The following is a 15,342-nucleotide window of genomic DNA, read 5'->3' on the forward strand; positions in this document are numbered from 1 at the left end:
TTTATCTATATACATTCCATATCAGGAGGAATATTAAAATGGACATGAAGAAAATTGGTTTGTTTGCCGCCGGTGTGCTTTTTGGCACCGCCGGGCTGAAGGTTCTGACCAGCAAGGACGCAAAAAAGGCCTACGCCCAGACCACAGCCGCCGCATTGCGGGCAAAGGACAGTGTCATGACTACCGTCACTGCGGTGCGGGAGGGTGCTGACGACATCTACGCCGAGGCCCAGGCCATCAATGACCGCCGCACCCAGGCGGAGGCAGAAACTGTGGTAGAGGACACCTCCGAGGAAACAGAGGAAAGCCAGGCGGAGTGACCCATGAAATGCACGATCCAACATGACCTTCCCGGGCGGCTGCGGGTACACCTTTGCTGCGGAAGGATGACCCTTTCCCAGGCGGATGTACTGGAATACTATCTGCTGTCTGTGGAGGGCGTGAAGTCCGTGAAGGTTTATGACCGGACACAGGACGCGGTGGTGGTGTATGACGGGACACGAACCGGGGTGGTTCGCGCCCTGGCTGCCTTTTCCTTTGCCAAGGCGGAAAAGCTGGAGCTGGTGCCGGAGCATACCTCCCGGGCATTGAACCGGGAATTTGAAGACAAGCTGGCAGTCACCGTAATGCGCCGGTGTGTCTCCCGGCTGTTTTTGCCGGTGCCCATCACTTCGGCTCTGGCGGTGCTTCGCTCCGTCAAGTACATCCGGGAGGGACTTCTGGCTCTGTGGCACCGAAAGCTGTCTGTTGCGGTGCTGGACGGCACCGCTGTGGCGGTGTCCATTCTCCGGGGAGATTACAATACCGCCGGTTCCGTCATGTTCATGCTGCGGCTGGGGGAGATTCTGGAGGAGTGGACCCACAAAAAGTCCGTGGCCGATCTGGCCTCTGCCATGAGTCTGAAGGTGGACAAGGTCTGGCTCCGGACGGAGGGGACGGAGGTACTGACCGATGTCCGTTCCGTCCGTCCCGGGGACCGCATCGTTATCCGCACCGGAGGCATGATCCCGCTGGACGGCAGCGTGGTAGAGGGAGAGGCCATGGTCAATCAGTCCTCTCTCACCGGGGAATCCATGCCCGTGGCTAAGAGACCGGGAAGCCCGGTTTACGCCGGCACCGTGGCCGAGAAAGGCGAGTGTGTCATTACGGTAGAGAAGGTCTCCGGCTCCGGCCGGTATGACCGGGTGGTCCGGATGATCGAGGAGTCGGAAAAGCTCAAATCCACCGCCGAGGACAAGGCCGCCCGGATGGCGGACAACCTGGTACCCTACACCCTGGGCGGCACGGCACTGACCTACCTTGTGACCCGGAATGTGACCAAAATGCTGGCGGTGCTGATGGTGGATTTTTCCTGTGCCTTAAAGCTGGCCATTCCCATTGCTGTGCTGTCGGCTATGCGGGAAAGTGCCGGATACCACATTTCCGTCAAGGGCGGCCGGTTCCTGGAAGCGGTGGCCAAAGCGGATACCATTGTCTTTGACAAGACCGGCACCTTGACCTATGCCACGCCCACCGTGGCGGCCGTCATTCCTTTCGGCGGGCAGCAGGAGGCGGAAATGCTGCGGCTTGCCGCCTGCTTGGAGGAACACTACCCCCACTCCATGGCCAATGCCGTGGTGGAGGAGGCCAAGCACCGGGGCCTTTCCCATGAGGAATACCATTCCCAGGTCCAGTATGTGGTGGCTCACGGTATTTCTAGCATGGTGGAGGAGAAAAAGGTCATCATTGGCAGTGCCCACTTTGTCTTTGAGGACGAGGGCTGCCGTGTTCCGGCGGAAGAACAGGAAAAATTCGATGCCATTCCGGCGGCCTACTCCCACCTGTATCTGTGCATTGACGGCGTTCTGGCGGCGGTGATCTGCATTCACGATCCCCTGCGCCGGGAGGCCCGGGAGGCGGTAAAGGCCCTGCATGACAGCGGCTTTGCAAACGTGGTCATGATGACCGGCGACAACCGCCGCACGGCGGAGTCCGTGGCCCGGGAGGTAGGCGTGGACGCGGTTTACGCCGAGGTCCTGCCAGAGGACAAGGCCGCCTTCATCCGGGCCGAAAAGGCAAAGGGCCACACCGTCATCATGGTGGGCGACGGTGTCAACGATTCTCCCGCCCTGTCGGAAGCGGATGCGGGCATTGCAATTTCCACCGGTGCCGCCATCGCACGGGAGATTGCGGACATTACCGTTGCGTCCGAAAACCTGTTTGAACTGGTGATCCTGCGAAAGCTCAGCCAGGCTCTGATGGGCCGCATCCATGGCAGCTACCGCTTCATCGTGGGCTTCAACCTGTCCCTGATTGCCCTGGGCGTGGCGGGGGTCTTGCCGCCTACCACCTCTGCTTTGCTGCACAACGGCTCTACTCTGGGAATCAGTCTGAAAAACATGACGGATCTTCTGGATGAAGAGAACGCTTCCCAAACATGATCAAAACCGGGGGCGAAGAAACGAATCTGTTTCTTCGCTCCCGGCGGTCTACATGCTGTCAAAGAAATGACAGCTTATTTTATAACATGGATGTTAGCGAAAGCTAACAATCATACAACCAAAATACTTATGAATACCGGGAGAAGATGATGAAAAATCCATTCAAATTGCTCTGGATCGTGCTGGGCTTTGTGTGTCTGGGACTGGGCACCGTCGGCGTGGTGGTCCCTGTTCTGCCTACCGTTCCGTTTTACATGTCCACTCTGTTCTGCTTTGCAAAAAGCTCCCGGAAGCTGCACGACTGGTTTCAGGGTACGGGGCTGTATCAAAAGCATCTGCGCAGCTTTGTGCAGGAACGGGCCATGACGGCGGGAACAAAATGCCGGATCATGGCCATGGTGACGGCGGTGATGGCTCTGGGCTTTCTTTGCATGAAGAACGCCCCCATAGGCAGGATCTGCATTGCGGTGGTTTGGGTATGCCATTTGCTGTATTTCCTGCTGCGAATCAGGACCATACCCGCCAACGGGACGTTGGAGGCATCAAAATGAAGGACTATGTGGAAGACAAACGGCTGCGGGAGCAGTGCGTACTGGAAGAAATGATCCGGCTGTACTGCCGGAAGCAGCATCCGGGAGAGACCATGCCGGGTAGGGCGTGCTGTCCTGACTGTCAGGACCTTTTGGAATACGCAAAAAGCAGAAGCCAGAAGTGTCCATTTATGGAGGAGAAGACATTTTGCTCCAACTGCAAGGTGCATTGCTACAAACCGGAAATGCGGCAGCGCATCCGGCAGGTCATGGCCTTTTCAGGCCCCAGAATGCTGCTGTATCATCCAGGGATGGCTATCTGGCATCTGGTGTGCAGACTTCAGAATAAAAGAAAACGTTGAGAGAAATAAGATGATCAAAACACGATTGGTGGGACTGCTGTCCCAGTCGAAAAAGTATATTGCGTTCACGGTTTTATGGCAGTGGATTGCACTGCTGACCCAAATCCTGGCGGTTTTTACCATGGCGGGGCTGCTGGAACAGATGGTGTCCGGTACATGCACCCGGCAGGATGTGTTGCGGGCAGGGCTGGTTTTTGTCCTGGTTCCGGCACTTCGGTTCCTGTGCGAGCGGAGACAGGCCAGGGCCTCGTATCTTGCCTGTGTGGATGTAAAGCGTGTCCTGCGGGAAAAAATCTACGAAAAAATGCTTCGGCTGGGGGCCTCCTACAGCCAGCAGGTGTCTTCCTCGGAGGTGGTGCAGGTATCTACGGAGGGGGTGGAGCAACTGGAAACCTATTTCGGGAAATACCTGCCCCAGCTGTTTTACAGTCTGCTGGCACCCCTGACCCTGTTTGCGGTGCTCAGCCCGGTGAGTTTCAAGGCCAGCTGCATTTTGCTGCTCTGCGTGCCCCTGATTCCTATTTCCATCGTGGTGGTGCAGAAAATCGCCAAAAAGCTGCTGGACCGATATTGGAGTGCCTACACAGGGCTGGGAGATTCCTTTCTGGAAAATCTACAGGGGCTTACAACCTTGAAAATCTATCAGGCAGACCAGCTGAAAGCGGAGGAGATGGACCGGGAGTCCCAGAAATTCCGCCGGATCACCATGAAGGTTCTGACCATGCAGCTCAACTCCACCAGCGTTATGGACGTGGTGGCCTACGGCGGGGCGGCTGTCGGCATGGCGGTGGCGGTGACGGAATTTTTGCGGGGAACGCTGTCCCTTTCCGGGACGCTTTCAATCGTTCTGCTGGCCAGCGAATTCTTTCTGCCCCTACGGCTGCTGGGTTCCTTCTTTCACATCGCCATGAACGGCATGGCGGCCAGCGACAAAATTTTCAGCCTCCTGGACCTGCCGGAGCAGGAGGACGGAGAGAAAACCCTTCCGGCGGGGCCGCTGGATGTTGCGTTGCGGGATGTTCACTTCTCCTATGAAGCGGACCGGGAGATTCTGAAAGGCATTGATCTGTGTCTGTCTGCCGGAAGCTTTGTATCCCTGGTGGGTGAATCCGGCTGCGGGAAAAGCACCGTTGCCGGAATACTGGGCGGCAGGAACCGGGGGTATTCAGGCTCCGTCACCGTTGGCGGCATTCCTCTTTCCCAGGTGCGGGAAGAAGAACTTATGAAACGGGTGGTGCTGGTTCGGAGCAACAGTTACCTGTTCAAGGGTACGGTAGAGGAGAACCTGAAAATGGCGAAGCCCGATGCCACACAAGAAGAAATGGAGGCTGTGCTGCAAAAGGTGAATCTGCTGGGATTCCTGGAGACCCAGGCCGGACTGCAAACGCAGCTGCTGGAAAAGGCAGCCAATCTCTCCGGCGGCCAGTGTCAACGCCTGGCCATTGCCAGAGCTTTGCTTCGGAGAGAGGCTTCGGTTTATATTTTCGATGAAGCGGCCTCCAATATCGATGTGGAAAGCGAGGCACTGATCATGGAAGTGATCCACGAATTGGCAAAAACAAAGACGGTGCTGTTGATCTCTCACCGGCTTGCCAATGTGGTGCAGTCGGATAAAATCTATTTTCTCCGGGATGGAGAAATTCAGGAAAGCGGTACCCATGAAGAACTGATGGCGGCCAAAGGGGCCTATAGCCGCCTGTTTGACAGCCAAATGGCACTGGAGTGCTACGGAAAAGGTGGTGTGGCCTGATGGAGCGGAACGAAGCAAAACGAAGAAGTGGTCTGCAAATCATGGGAAGGCTTATCGGTCTGGTAAAGCCCCTGCTGCCCTTGATGCTGGCGGCCATTATCCTTGGAACGGCGGGGTACCTGTGCGCTATCTCTCTGACGATTCTGGCGGAGCAGGCCATTTTGCGGGGGCTGACGGCTGCCGTGCCTATGGCCCAGCCCGTCCTTTCTGACGTGCCGGTCAAAACGATCCTTACGTTGATGCTGATATTGGCGGTGCTGCGGGGGATTTTGCACTATTTGGAACAGTACTGCAATCACTATATTGCCTTCAAGCTGCTGGCCATTATTCGCCACAAAGTCTTTGAGGCTCTGCGCAAGCTCTGCCCGGCCAAGCTGGAGGGGCGGGACAAGGGAAACCTGATCTCCATCATCACCACAGACATTGAGCTGCTGGAGGTGTTCTACGCCCATACCATTTCTCCCATTGCCATCGCCATTCTCACTTCCGGCATCATGGTTGCGTTTTTGGGAAGCTATCACTATCTTGCGGGATTTCTGGCTCTGACGGCGTACCTGACGGTGGGGGTCCTAATCCCCATGCTAAACGGGAAGCGGGGCGGCCAGCAGGGCATGGCCTTTCGGACGGCCTTTGGGGACCTGAACAGCTTCACCCTGGATTCCCTGCGGGGGCTGGACGAAACCATTCAGTACGGCCAGGGCCAGACCCGGGAAGCAGAAATGACCCGCCGCTCCCAGGACCTGGGAAAACAGCAGGAGACCCTGAGCCGCCTGGAAGGTACTCAACGTGCCTGTACAAATCTGGCCATCCTGCTGGCCTCTTTCGGAATGCTGGGCCTGACCATGACACTGTATAGCTGGGGCCTTACGGGCTTTGACACTGTTCTGACCTGTACCGTTGCCATGATGGGTTCTTTCGGCCCGGTGGTAGCTCTTTCCAGCCTGTCCAACAACCTGAATCAGACCTTGGCCAGCGGAGAGCGGGTGCTGTCCCTTTTGGAGGAGACCCCAGCTGTGGAGGAGATTCCCGGGGAGGAACCTCAAACTGCCCATGACTTTTCTGGAGCGGAGGCGGCGCATGTCAGCTTTTCCTATGACCGGGAGCAGATTTTGAAGGACTACTCTTTGAAGCTCCGGCCCGGCACGATCACCGGTATCCACGGAGCCAGCGGCTCCGGAAAATCTACCCTCCTAAAACTGCTGATGCGTTTTTGGGATGTTTCCCAGGGCAGCGTATCCGTTGACGGCAGGGATGTAAAGACCGTTCCCACCAAGGCCTTGCGGGATATGGAGAGCTATGTGACCCAGCAGACCCACCTGTTCCATGATTCCATTGCCAATAACATCGCCATTGCCAAGCCCGGCGCTTCCAAAGAGGAAATCATGGCGGCAGCAAAAAAGGCATCCCTTCACGAGTTCGTAATGACCCTTCCCAATGGCTATGACACGGAGGTGGGAGAGCTGGGAGACACCCTCTCCGGCGGCGAAAAGCAGCGCATCGGCATCGCCAGAGCCTTCCTCCACGACGCCCCGCTGCTCCTGCTGGATGAACCCACCAGCAACCTGGATTCCCTGAACGAAGGGATCATCCTCAAAGCCCTGAAAGAATCCGCCGGACAGAAAACCGTTGTCCTGGTGTCCCACAGAGCCTCCACTATGAGCGCAGCCCAGGTGGTTTACGAAATGGAAAACGGAAGAATCTCCTAGTGGAAGATGCGTGAAATAGCGAAAAAACCCTTGACAAATCTCGCCTCAGTGTTCCATTTCAGAAATGGCTGAAGCACAAAATCTCTTTCCGGAATCAGATGCCCAAACAACAGCTCCATTGCCCTGTAGAATCAACTTATCCCCGAAATAAGAAAAAATCAAAAAGTGCCTAGTTTTCCTTGCTTTTTCGGAAAACTAGGCACTTTTTGGCACCCCAAAGAGGATTTGAACCTCCGACCTATCGCTTAGGAGGCGATCGCTGCTATCCAACTGAGCTATTGGGGCGTGTGAAATTGTGACCTCTTTTTTGTACTTCCAACCATCCACCTTGAGGCCCGAGGCGGGTGTTCGAGGATAACCTTACGAGGCGGATGCTCTATCCTGCTGAGCTACGGAGACTTACAACCAAGCTATTTTACTTGAGAAAAAATAATTTGTCAAGCAAAAATCGGCACATTTTTCGCGCCCTACGGCGTATACTGTCAAATAGTTTTTCTGAAGAAAGGAGAATCCATGGTGGAACGGATACATAGAGTATTGGAAGATCTGGACGACCTGATCTTTGATGACACCGACGGCGGCCCCAGCGACCGCTGAATAGGGGAGGGGCCGCTTTTGCGGCGGCCCCAATGAAATCCCACTCATGGCCTTGGCGGCCTGTTTTTTATGTGAGCAGTCCCAGCAGGGCGGAGAGGACGATGACTTTGGGGACGTTCCATTTCCGCCTGGCCAGCAGATAGAAGGCAAGCAGAGCGATGACGGCGGCGCGCCAGGAAAAGACACCGTTTACCAGATAGTTTGTTCTGCTCAGGTCAATCATGACGGCGGCGATGATTCCCAGTGCCGCCGGGCGCACACCTGTCATGATATTCTTCAGCGCTCGGCTGTTCTTGAACTTTTCAAAAAATACGGCGGCCACGGCGCACAGCGTGAATGTGGGAGTCAGAACACCCAAAACGGAAATAATGGCACCCAGAATACCGGCCACCCGCATTCCGGCAAAGGTGGCGCAGTTCAGGCCCAGAGGGCCGGGAGTCATTTCGGCAATGGCGACGATATCGGAGACCTCCGAGACATTCATCCACCCGTGGCTGACCATTTCGTCGTTGATCAGCGGCACCATGGACATGCCGCCGAAGCTTGTAAAGCCAATCTGACAGAAGCTCCAGAAGAGCTGGAAAAGCACACTCATGCCTCTGCCTCCTTCCATTTGCCCATAATCAGGCCGGTCACGACAGCCAGAAGAATCACCAGAACGCAGTTGACGTTCAGGAACGCGTTCAAAACGCAGGCAGCGATTGCAATGACGTAGCAGATTTTTGTGGGAAAGGCGCCCGCTCTGAGCTTCAGAGCGGCAACCAGAATAATGGGCACCACCGCGGCGCGGACACCCTGCAGCATTTTTGCAATCCACATGTTGTCCTTAAACATGGTGTAGCAGTAAGTGAGCACAGAGAGGATGAGCATAGGCGGCGTGACCATGCCGACGGTAGCCGCAATGCCGCCAAGAACGCCCGCCTGCCGGTGGCCAAACAGATAGGCTACATTGCCAATCATGGTGCCGGGCAGACTGCGGCCCACGCTGACGATGTCCAGCAGCTCCTCGGCGGTCAACTCGTGCTTTCCGTCCACGAAATCCTTCTGCATCTGGGCCACAATGCTCCAGCCTCCGCCGAAAGTAAACCAGCTGATGCGGAAGAAGTAAATAAACATCTCCCAAATCTTTTTCAATTTTGTTTTCTTCATACTTCGCTTCCTTTGCGGTTTTCTTTGCCGACAGTATAGCATATTTAACAAATAAAGAACAATGCTGGGAATTCATAACAAAAAGGGGGGCTTTTGCCCCCCTGAATGTTTTACAGAGACAGGGGCTTGATTTTGCGGACTACGTCCAGAATGGTGCCGTCGCGGGCTTCCAGGACGGCGACTACCTTGTCCTCCCACTGAAGGTCATCGGGACGGCCCACCAGGGAGTAGGCCTTCTCCTTCAGGCTCTCAATGGAAACATGGGGGATGCCTGCGTTGTCCAGGCACTCGATGAGGTCAGGACGCAGGGGGTTTACGGCGATGCCGTAATCGGTAACCAGAACGTCCACACAGTCGCCGGGCGTGGTGACAGTTACGACCTTCTCACAGACGGTAGCCATGCGGCCACGGGTCAGGGGGGTCACAATAATGCAGACCTTGGAACCGGCAGCGGTATCGGGGTGGCCGCCGGGAGCGCCGCGAAGCACGCCGTCAGAGCCGGTCAGCACGTTGACGTTAAAGCCGGTGTCGATTTCCAGTGCGGCCAGGACCACGAAGTCCAGCTTGTTGACGAAAGCGCCCTTATTGGCGGGGTTGGCGTACTGGGAGGCGGACATTTCAAAGTGGTTGGGGGTCTGGTTGATGGAGTTGACGGCATCCAGATCGAAGTCCTGCACGTCGATGACTTTTCCGACCTTGCCCTTCTTCAGCAGCTCCACCATGGGGCCGCAGATGCCGCCGATGGCCCAGCCCATCTTGATGTTCCGCTCATCCATATACTTCTCCAGGAACAGGTTGGCTGCCAGAGAGGGGCCGCCGACGCCGGTCTGGAAGGAGAAGCCGTCCTTGAAATAGGGGGTGGAAGCAATGACCTTGGCCACGTTCTCGGCCATCATCAGATCCCGGGGGTTCTGGCTGATGCGGGCGGCGGCGGAGGCGATCTTCTTGGGGTTGCCGATGGAATCCACCACCACAACGGCATCCACATCAATGGCCTCCACAGAGGCGGGCATATTGGGGAAATCCACCAGGCAGTCGGTGACTACCACCACATGGTCGGCATACTTGGCGTCGGTCATGGCGTAGCCCATGGAGCCGCAGTTGCTCTTGCCGCCGATGCCTCGGCAGTTGCCCACGCAGTCGGAGGTGGGAGCAGCCACAAAGGCGATGTCAATGTGAACCTCACCGGCCTCGATAGCACGGGGACGGCCGCCGTGGGAACGGATGATGGCGGGGGTCTTCAGCTTTCCGGCGGAAACGACCTCGCCCATCCGGCCGCGGATGCCGGAGGTCTGGATGCCGATGACCTTGCCCTCTTCAATATAATCGGCGATGGGATCATGGGCGCTGCCAAGGCTTGTTGCGGCGATGGTCAGGTCCTTCAGACCCAACTCCTCAATGGCGGCCTTCATGACCATGTTGACCACATAGTCGCCGTCACGCAGGTGGTGATGGAAGGAGAAGGTCATGCCGTCCTTGGCGCCGCACTGCTTCAGGGCGTCCGCCAGGGTCGCGACGATCTTGCTCTCCTGGGGCTTCTCATAGCGGCGGGTGGTGGGGGCAGCCTTGTGCAGGTACTTGCCGTCCATATAGTTCTTGCCCTGGTAAACTTCCTTGCCGTTTACCAGCAGCGCGTCAGGAATTTCTCTGCCTACTGCGTTGATCATACCAAATCCCCCTCATACATACCGCAGGCCTTCGCCAGACGCAGCGTACGCTCAGCGCCGGGAATGAAGGCGATATCGATCATCTTGCCGTTAACTGTGAACACACCGACACCGGCGGCGGACTGCTCCTTGTAAGCGCGGACAACAGCCTCAGCCTGCTTGACTTCCTTTTCGGTGGGCGCGAAGACCTCATGGACCAGGCGAATCTGCTTGGGGTTGATGAGGCTCTTGCCGTCAAAGCCCATGGCCTTGTTCTGCAGGACCTCAGCCTTGAAGCCCTCGTTGTCGTCCAGGTCGGTGAACACGGTGTCGAAGCACTGGATGCCGGCGGCACGGGCGGCCAGCAGCATCTGGCCTCTTGCGGCCAGCATATCCACGCCGTCAGGGCTGAACTTGGTCTGCATGCACTTGCGGAAGTCGCCGCCGGAGATGGCAACGCCGAACATCCGGTCAGAAGCGGAGCAGATTTCATAGGCGTTCAGGATACCCTTGGGGCTCTCCAGAGCGGCCATCAGCAGGGTGCGGCCCACTTCCACGCCGAATTCCTTTTCGGCAGCTTCCACAGCGGCCTCGACCGTGTGAACATCCTGTGCGCTTTCGCACTTGGCAATACGGATACCGTCGGCGCCGCCGGCCACGCAGACACGGATGTCTTCCTGCCAGTGGGGGGTATCCAGACCATTGATACGGACAATGACTTCGGTATTGCCATAGTCAATGGTGGTCAGGGCATGGTACAGGGAGAAGCGGGCGGCGTCCTTCTGGTTTTCCGCCACGGCATCCTCCAGGTCCAGCATGATGGAGTCACAGCCGTAGATGTAAGCATCCTTGATAAGGCCGGGCTTCTGGGCGTTCATGAACATCATGGTTCTGCGCAGGCGGAACCGTTCAGGCTTGGGTCTTCTAATCATCGAATCGCACCTCCCCAGGGAATGTTGGCGCTGGACGCGTCACAGCTGCGGAACACGGCGCATTCTACCCGCGCCTTCAGGGTGCAGTCCAGAGCACCCTTGTCCACAACGGTCACGTGGGCGTTCGTTACGTCCAGACGCTCCAGGGTCTCCAGGATCGTTGCCTTGATCTGGCGGCCATACTGATTCATAACGCTGCTGGAAAGCTCCAGCTGGATGCCGTCTTCGCCGGGCTCTACGGTGACCATGGCATCGCTGGATTCCAAAGTGCCTGCTGCGGCAGATTTCAGAATTTCCATGTTGATCCTCCCTACAGGTTTTGTATTTTTGATGACAATAAGATAACATAGGAAAATCCCAAATTCAAATACTTAATTCTTTATCCAAGTATAATTCATGTCGAATATTCCAGCAAAAATGCTTGACATATATAAAAAATCTTTTATAATCTGTATTGTCCAGAATCAATAGATTTCGTGAAAATGCTGTAAAAAAGTGGTGAAAATTATATGAATATGAAGCAGGCCCTGTATTTCAAGACCATTGCCAAATATGGAACCATCACGGCCGCCGCAAAACAGCTCTATATCAGCCAGCCCTCCCTGAGCCAGACCTTGCGCCAGATCGAGGACGAAGCGGGTACGCCGCTTTTTGACCGCAGCACATCGCCCTTCCACCTGACCTATGCCGGAGAGCGTTACCTCAGGGCAGTGGAGGCCATGCTGGAGATTGAGACCCAGCTGAAGGAGGAAATCGAGAGCATCCGCCGGGATGACGGCGGCCGCCTGCGCCTGGGCATCAGCATTACCAGGGCCATGCAGGTGCTGCCGGATGTGATTCCCATTTTTACAAAAGCCTATCCCAATGTGACCATCGAGCTGACCGAGGCCGCCTCCGCCAGCCTGGAGGGGCTGCTGCAAAAGGGACAGATCGATCTCGCCCTGGCGGCTCTGGAGGCGAATGAAGCCAATATCGCCTATGAGCTGATCGAAAAGGAATCCATCGGCATTTTGGCGGGCAGGGACAGCCAGCTGGCCCAGCTTGTTCCTTCCGGAACACCCATCAGCCTTGAAACCGTGGAAAAGGAGATGTTCGTGTCCCTGGACAGCTCCCATTCCTCCCGGATCATTCAGGACCGCCTGTTCCGGCGCTACAATATCCGGCCGAAGATCCTTCTGGAGACTTCCGCGTTGGAGGTGGCCCGCCGGGTCGCGCTGAAGGGCGGCGCGTGCATGGTGCTGCCGGATGTGTATGCCGATGACTTCGTGTTCAAATCCGGCGGCGCGTTCTATCCGCTGAAGGATTATGAGAACCACCGCCATTTCTACGCCTGCTACCGCAACGACGAAAACACCAAGAAGTATATCCGGGACTTCGTTTCCATTACGGCCTCTGTGCTGGCCCACAGTACCCATGGAAAACGGATTTCCCAGAAGTAGTCCAACGAGTACAAAGCCCCCGCGCGGATCCTTTCCGGATTCACGCGGGGGCTGTATGTTTGCTTACGCGTTCCGCCGGACCGGCAGGTTTTCCGCAAGGAGCAGCAGCGGAAACAGACCGACGCTCAATCCGAAATAGAGCAGTCCCCGGGTCCGGGCGGCGGCTCCGGCGGCGGAAAGCTCTTCCAGAAGTTCCGGGAAGCCGGAGAGACCGGAGGTCAGGACGGCGAATTCCCCCCGATAATAGGAAAGCTCCAGAATGCTTTCTCTGGGCAGCAGGGAGGCGGGGAGAGTGGTTTTTTGCAGCAGCACCGCCGTCAGACACAGGCACAGCCCAGAAAGACAGAGATTCACGAGGGCCGGACCATGCCTGCGCTTCCAGAGTACAAAGGCGGACAGTAAAAAGGCAAGCCCGGCGGTAAGGAGCCCCGCCAGGGCGCCTATGGCCGGAAGCTGGCCGAAGAACTGCCGGACATCCCCGATGCTGAAAATCCGATCCGCTTTTTCCAGCGTCGGGGAGACGGATTTGGCGCGATGCTCCATGAAGGGAATTGTATAATTCTTCATTTCCAGCACAAGCGCGTTGCTGCTCCGGGTGCTGCTTGCTGCCTCCATGGGAAGCTCCAATTCCCCGGGGACGCCCTCTTTGAAAAGGGCAAGGTACACATCATCGCCCCGGTCCGGCTTTTCCAGAACCAGAACCTGTTCTCCGGCTTTCGGCTGACGGGTGGCGGAGAAGACGTAGGCCGTATCGGGAAAGCCGGAGATGGACACGCATTCGCCGGTCAGGGACCAGCCGCTGACCTCGCGGATGCGTTTGCCGCTTTCCCATCCGGTGCCGTCGTAGATTTCGTACAGATGCAGCCCCTCCTGGTCCGCGAACAGCGATCGGGGCGGCAGCTCCCGGGTCACAGCCTCGTGGGCGGCTTTGGTGTTGACGGGTCCCTGTTCTACCTGGGTCATCATGGTGGCCTCGATCCAGCCGGACACGATGGTGCAGGCAATCAGAATGTACAGGATGAGGCTTCCGAAACATAGGGCTTGCTTTTTCATTTTTCTCCTCCCAGGGCGATACCCTCTACCAGTTCCCGGTTAAAGTAAGCGAACAGGAACAGGGGCGGCAGAGCGGCCAGAATGCAGCACACCAGCTGTACGGTGGGGTCCTCCGGCGGCACCGAGGCAAGGGCTACGGAAATGGGATAGCGCCCGAAATCCTCCAGATAAACCATGGGCTGCTCTACCATATTCCAGCCGTCCAGGAAAGACAGCAGCAGCGTGCAGATCAGTCCTGCCTTGTTTATGGGCAGCGCAATGCGGCAGATCAGTCTCAGGGTTCCGCAGCCGTCCAGCCGGGCGGCCTCAATGGTCTCATTGGGCACGGCCTGAAAGCTCTGCGTCATAATGAAGGTACCCAGGGGCACAAAGATCATAGGCAGCACCAGCGCGTAATAGGTATCCAGCAGTCCCAGCTTGTCCAGCATGATGTAGTTGGGCACCAGCGTTACCTGCAGGGGCATAATCATCAGCACCATCAGCAGGAAGAACAGGACGTTCTTCCCGGGAAAGCGGCATTTGGCAAAGCCGTAGCCTGCCAGGGTGGATACAACCACCTGTCCCGCCGTGATGCACAGGCACAGCCCCAGGCTCTTCCAGAACCGCAGAAGATACTGTTCCTGGGCGAGAAATACCTGATAGTAATAGGAAAGCGTGAAGCCGTTCTGGGCGGAAAGCAGGCTTTTGGCGAATACGTACAGGAAGGGAATCACGGAAAGCGCCGTCAGCAGAACGGCGGCAAAGGAGGAGAAATAAGCGGGGCGTTTACGCATCCTTGTATGCCTCCTTCCGCCTGACCCAGCGGTAGCTCAGGGCGAACAGCACCGTCAGGACCAGAAGCAGCAGCACGGAGGCCACCGCCAGCTTTGGGTAGTTCAGCTTGTCAAAGGCGTTGTTGATAAAGTGCTGGAGCATATAGATGCTCTGGTCCGGGTGCGTCCCGCCGATGAGAAAAATCTCCCGGAAGCATTTGAACGCGTTAATCAGGGAAAACACCGCGGCAAAAAACACACTGTACCACATCTGGGGCATGGTGATATAGCGCAGCTGCTGCCATGCCGTGGCGCCGTCCAGAGAGGCGGCGGCATAGTGGTCCTCGGGGATCGTGATAAGGCCCGAGAGGAGCAGGATCACGCTGTAGCCCGTATTTTTCCACAGGTACAGGGCAATCACCACCCAGAAGGCCGCCTTGGAGTGAAGCCAGTCCGCTACGGGCAGCCCCAGAGTGTACAGCCCTCTGTTTACAAGCCCCGTCTGGGCAAACAGCAGCTCCACCAGCAGCACCGTGCCCACCACGGGCATAATGTAGGGCAGCAGCAGGACGGATTTCAGTGCCTCATGCTTCCGCGCGTGGTTTTTCAGCAGCAGCGCGATGGCATAGGACAGGAGAATAATCAGGGGAAGGGCCACAGCCAGAAATTTCAGCGTGTTGCCGAAGGCCAGCCGGAACACGCCGCTGCGCAGCATACTCCGGTAGGTCTCAATGCCGACGTATTCCCGGGATCTGCCCGTGCCCCGCTGGAAGGAGTTTTGCAGCACCATCAGAAAGGGGACCGCGTAAAATAGCCCACAGCCCGCCGTCAGCGGCAGGACCAGAAGCAGTCCCTCCCGGGCGCAGCGCCGTGTATTTTTGGATACCTGTTTCATATACTTTAACCCTCCGCCAGATGCCACCACAGGCCCTGATAGACCTGCTGTGCCAGCGCCTCAATGTCCGCGTCCGTGGGCGTCCCGTCCGGCTCGTTCAGCTGGGACAGG

General features: G+C 56.9%; 15 protein-coding genes and 1 tRNA gene. 7 read left to right on the top strand and 9 right to left on the bottom strand.

The annotated features are described in order from the left end of the window. Nucleotides 1–38 precede the first annotated feature (38 nt). From KQI10_RS05780 to KQI10_RS05805, 6 genes are all read left to right on the top strand, one after another. Entirely contained in the window at nt 39–320 is a 282-nt protein-coding gene (locus KQI10_RS05780) for a DUF6110 family protein (protein ID WP_216566461.1), read from the top strand. A gap of 3 nt (nt 321–323) precedes the next feature. Further along, complete coding sequence (locus KQI10_RS05785) at nt 324–2,420, top strand: heavy metal translocating P-type ATPase (protein ID WP_216566462.1); 2,097 nt, start codon at nt 324–326, stop codon at nt 2,418–2,420. 149 nt (nt 2,421–2,569) lie between these two features. Further along, complete coding sequence (locus KQI10_RS05790; protein WP_216566463.1) at nt 2,570–2,971, top strand: YbaN family protein; 402 nt, start codon at nt 2,570–2,572, stop codon at nt 2,969–2,971. Further along, a complete protein-coding gene (locus KQI10_RS05795; protein WP_216566464.1) occupies nt 2,968–3,312 on the top strand; it encodes a nitrous oxide-stimulated promoter family protein in 345 nt (114 codons plus the stop codon). Before KQI10_RS05790 ends, KQI10_RS05795 begins: the two co-directional genes overlap by 4 nt. A 10-nt stretch (nt 3,313–3,322) precedes the next feature. Then, nucleotides 3,323–5,062 (top strand): ABC transporter ATP-binding protein/permease, encoded by a 1,740-nt coding sequence (locus KQI10_RS05800; RefSeq protein ID WP_216566465.1) that lies wholly within the window; start codon nt 3,323–3,325, stop codon nt 5,060–5,062. Beyond that, on the top strand, nt 5,062–6,768 hold the full coding sequence (locus tag KQI10_RS05805; protein WP_216566466.1) for an amino acid ABC transporter ATP-binding/permease protein: 1,707 nt from the start codon (nt 5,062–5,064) through the stop codon (nt 6,766–6,768). Before KQI10_RS05800 ends, KQI10_RS05805 begins: the two co-directional genes overlap by 1 nt. Before the next feature lie 207 nt (nt 6,769–6,975). Here KQI10_RS05805 and KQI10_RS05810 read toward each other — a convergent pair. The 6 genes from KQI10_RS05810 to citD form a co-directional block, all read right to left on the bottom strand. After that, a tRNA-Arg gene (locus KQI10_RS05810) sits at nt 6,976–7,053 on the bottom strand. A gap of 379 nt (nt 7,054–7,432) precedes the next feature. Further along, nucleotides 7,433–7,960 carry a chromate transporter gene (locus KQI10_RS05815; RefSeq protein WP_216566467.1) on the bottom strand — a complete coding sequence of 176 codons (528 nt, stop codon included), beginning with the start codon at nt 7,958–7,960 and terminating at the stop codon, nt 7,433–7,435. Continuing rightward, nucleotides 7,957–8,514 (bottom strand): chromate transporter, encoded by a 558-nt coding sequence (locus KQI10_RS05820; protein WP_253285177.1) that lies wholly within the window; start codon nt 8,512–8,514, stop codon nt 7,957–7,959. Before KQI10_RS05820 ends, KQI10_RS05815 begins: the two co-directional genes overlap by 4 nt. A gap of 110 nt (nt 8,515–8,624) precedes the next feature. Continuing rightward, complete coding sequence (gene citF / locus KQI10_RS05825) at nt 8,625–10,181, bottom strand: citrate lyase subunit alpha (protein ID WP_216566468.1); 1,557 nt, start codon at nt 10,179–10,181, stop codon at nt 8,625–8,627. Next, nucleotides 10,178–11,092: an aldolase/citrate lyase family protein gene (locus KQI10_RS05830; RefSeq protein WP_216566469.1), complete on the bottom strand. Its 915-nt coding sequence runs from the start codon at nt 11,090–11,092 to the stop codon at nt 10,178–10,180. Before KQI10_RS05830 ends, citF begins: the two co-directional genes overlap by 4 nt. Then, a complete protein-coding gene (gene citD / locus KQI10_RS05835) occupies nt 11,089–11,391 on the bottom strand; it encodes a citrate lyase acyl carrier protein (RefSeq protein WP_216566470.1) in 303 nt (100 codons plus the stop codon). The genes KQI10_RS05830 and citD overlap by 4 nt, the downstream gene beginning before the upstream one ends. Nucleotides 11,392–11,601: 210 nt before the next feature. Here citD and KQI10_RS05840 point away from each other — a divergent pair, with 210 nt between their 5' ends. After that, nucleotides 11,602–12,531 carry a LysR family transcriptional regulator gene (locus tag KQI10_RS05840; protein WP_216566471.1) on the top strand — a complete coding sequence of 310 codons (930 nt, stop codon included), beginning with the start codon at nt 11,602–11,604 and terminating at the stop codon, nt 12,529–12,531. A gap of 63 nt (nt 12,532–12,594) precedes the next feature. On the opposite strand, the gene KQI10_RS05845 is transcribed toward KQI10_RS05840, so the two are convergent. The 3 genes from KQI10_RS05845 to KQI10_RS05855 are packed head-to-tail and all read right to left on the bottom strand — an operon-like array spanning nt 12,595 to nt 15,231. Continuing rightward, on the bottom strand, nt 12,595–13,584 hold the full coding sequence (locus tag KQI10_RS05845) for a hypothetical protein (RefSeq protein WP_216566472.1): 990 nt from the start codon (nt 13,582–13,584) through the stop codon (nt 12,595–12,597). Next, nucleotides 13,581–14,357 (bottom strand): carbohydrate ABC transporter permease, encoded by a 777-nt coding sequence (locus tag KQI10_RS05850; RefSeq protein WP_216566473.1) that lies wholly within the window; start codon nt 14,355–14,357, stop codon nt 13,581–13,583. The genes KQI10_RS05845 and KQI10_RS05850 overlap by 4 nt, the downstream gene beginning before the upstream one ends. Then, nucleotides 14,350–15,231, bottom strand: coding sequence for a carbohydrate ABC transporter permease (locus KQI10_RS05855; RefSeq protein WP_216566474.1), 882 nt, complete (start codon nt 15,229–15,231; stop codon nt 14,350–14,352). Before KQI10_RS05855 ends, KQI10_RS05850 begins: the two co-directional genes overlap by 8 nt. Between the last annotated feature and the right edge of the window lie 111 nt (nt 15,232–15,342).

Origin of the sequence: Pseudoflavonifractor sp. MSJ-30 (genome assembly GCF_018918045.1) — a bacterium.
In the GTDB taxonomy this organism is placed as follows: domain Bacteria; phylum Bacillota; class Clostridia; order Oscillospirales; family Oscillospiraceae; genus Faecousia.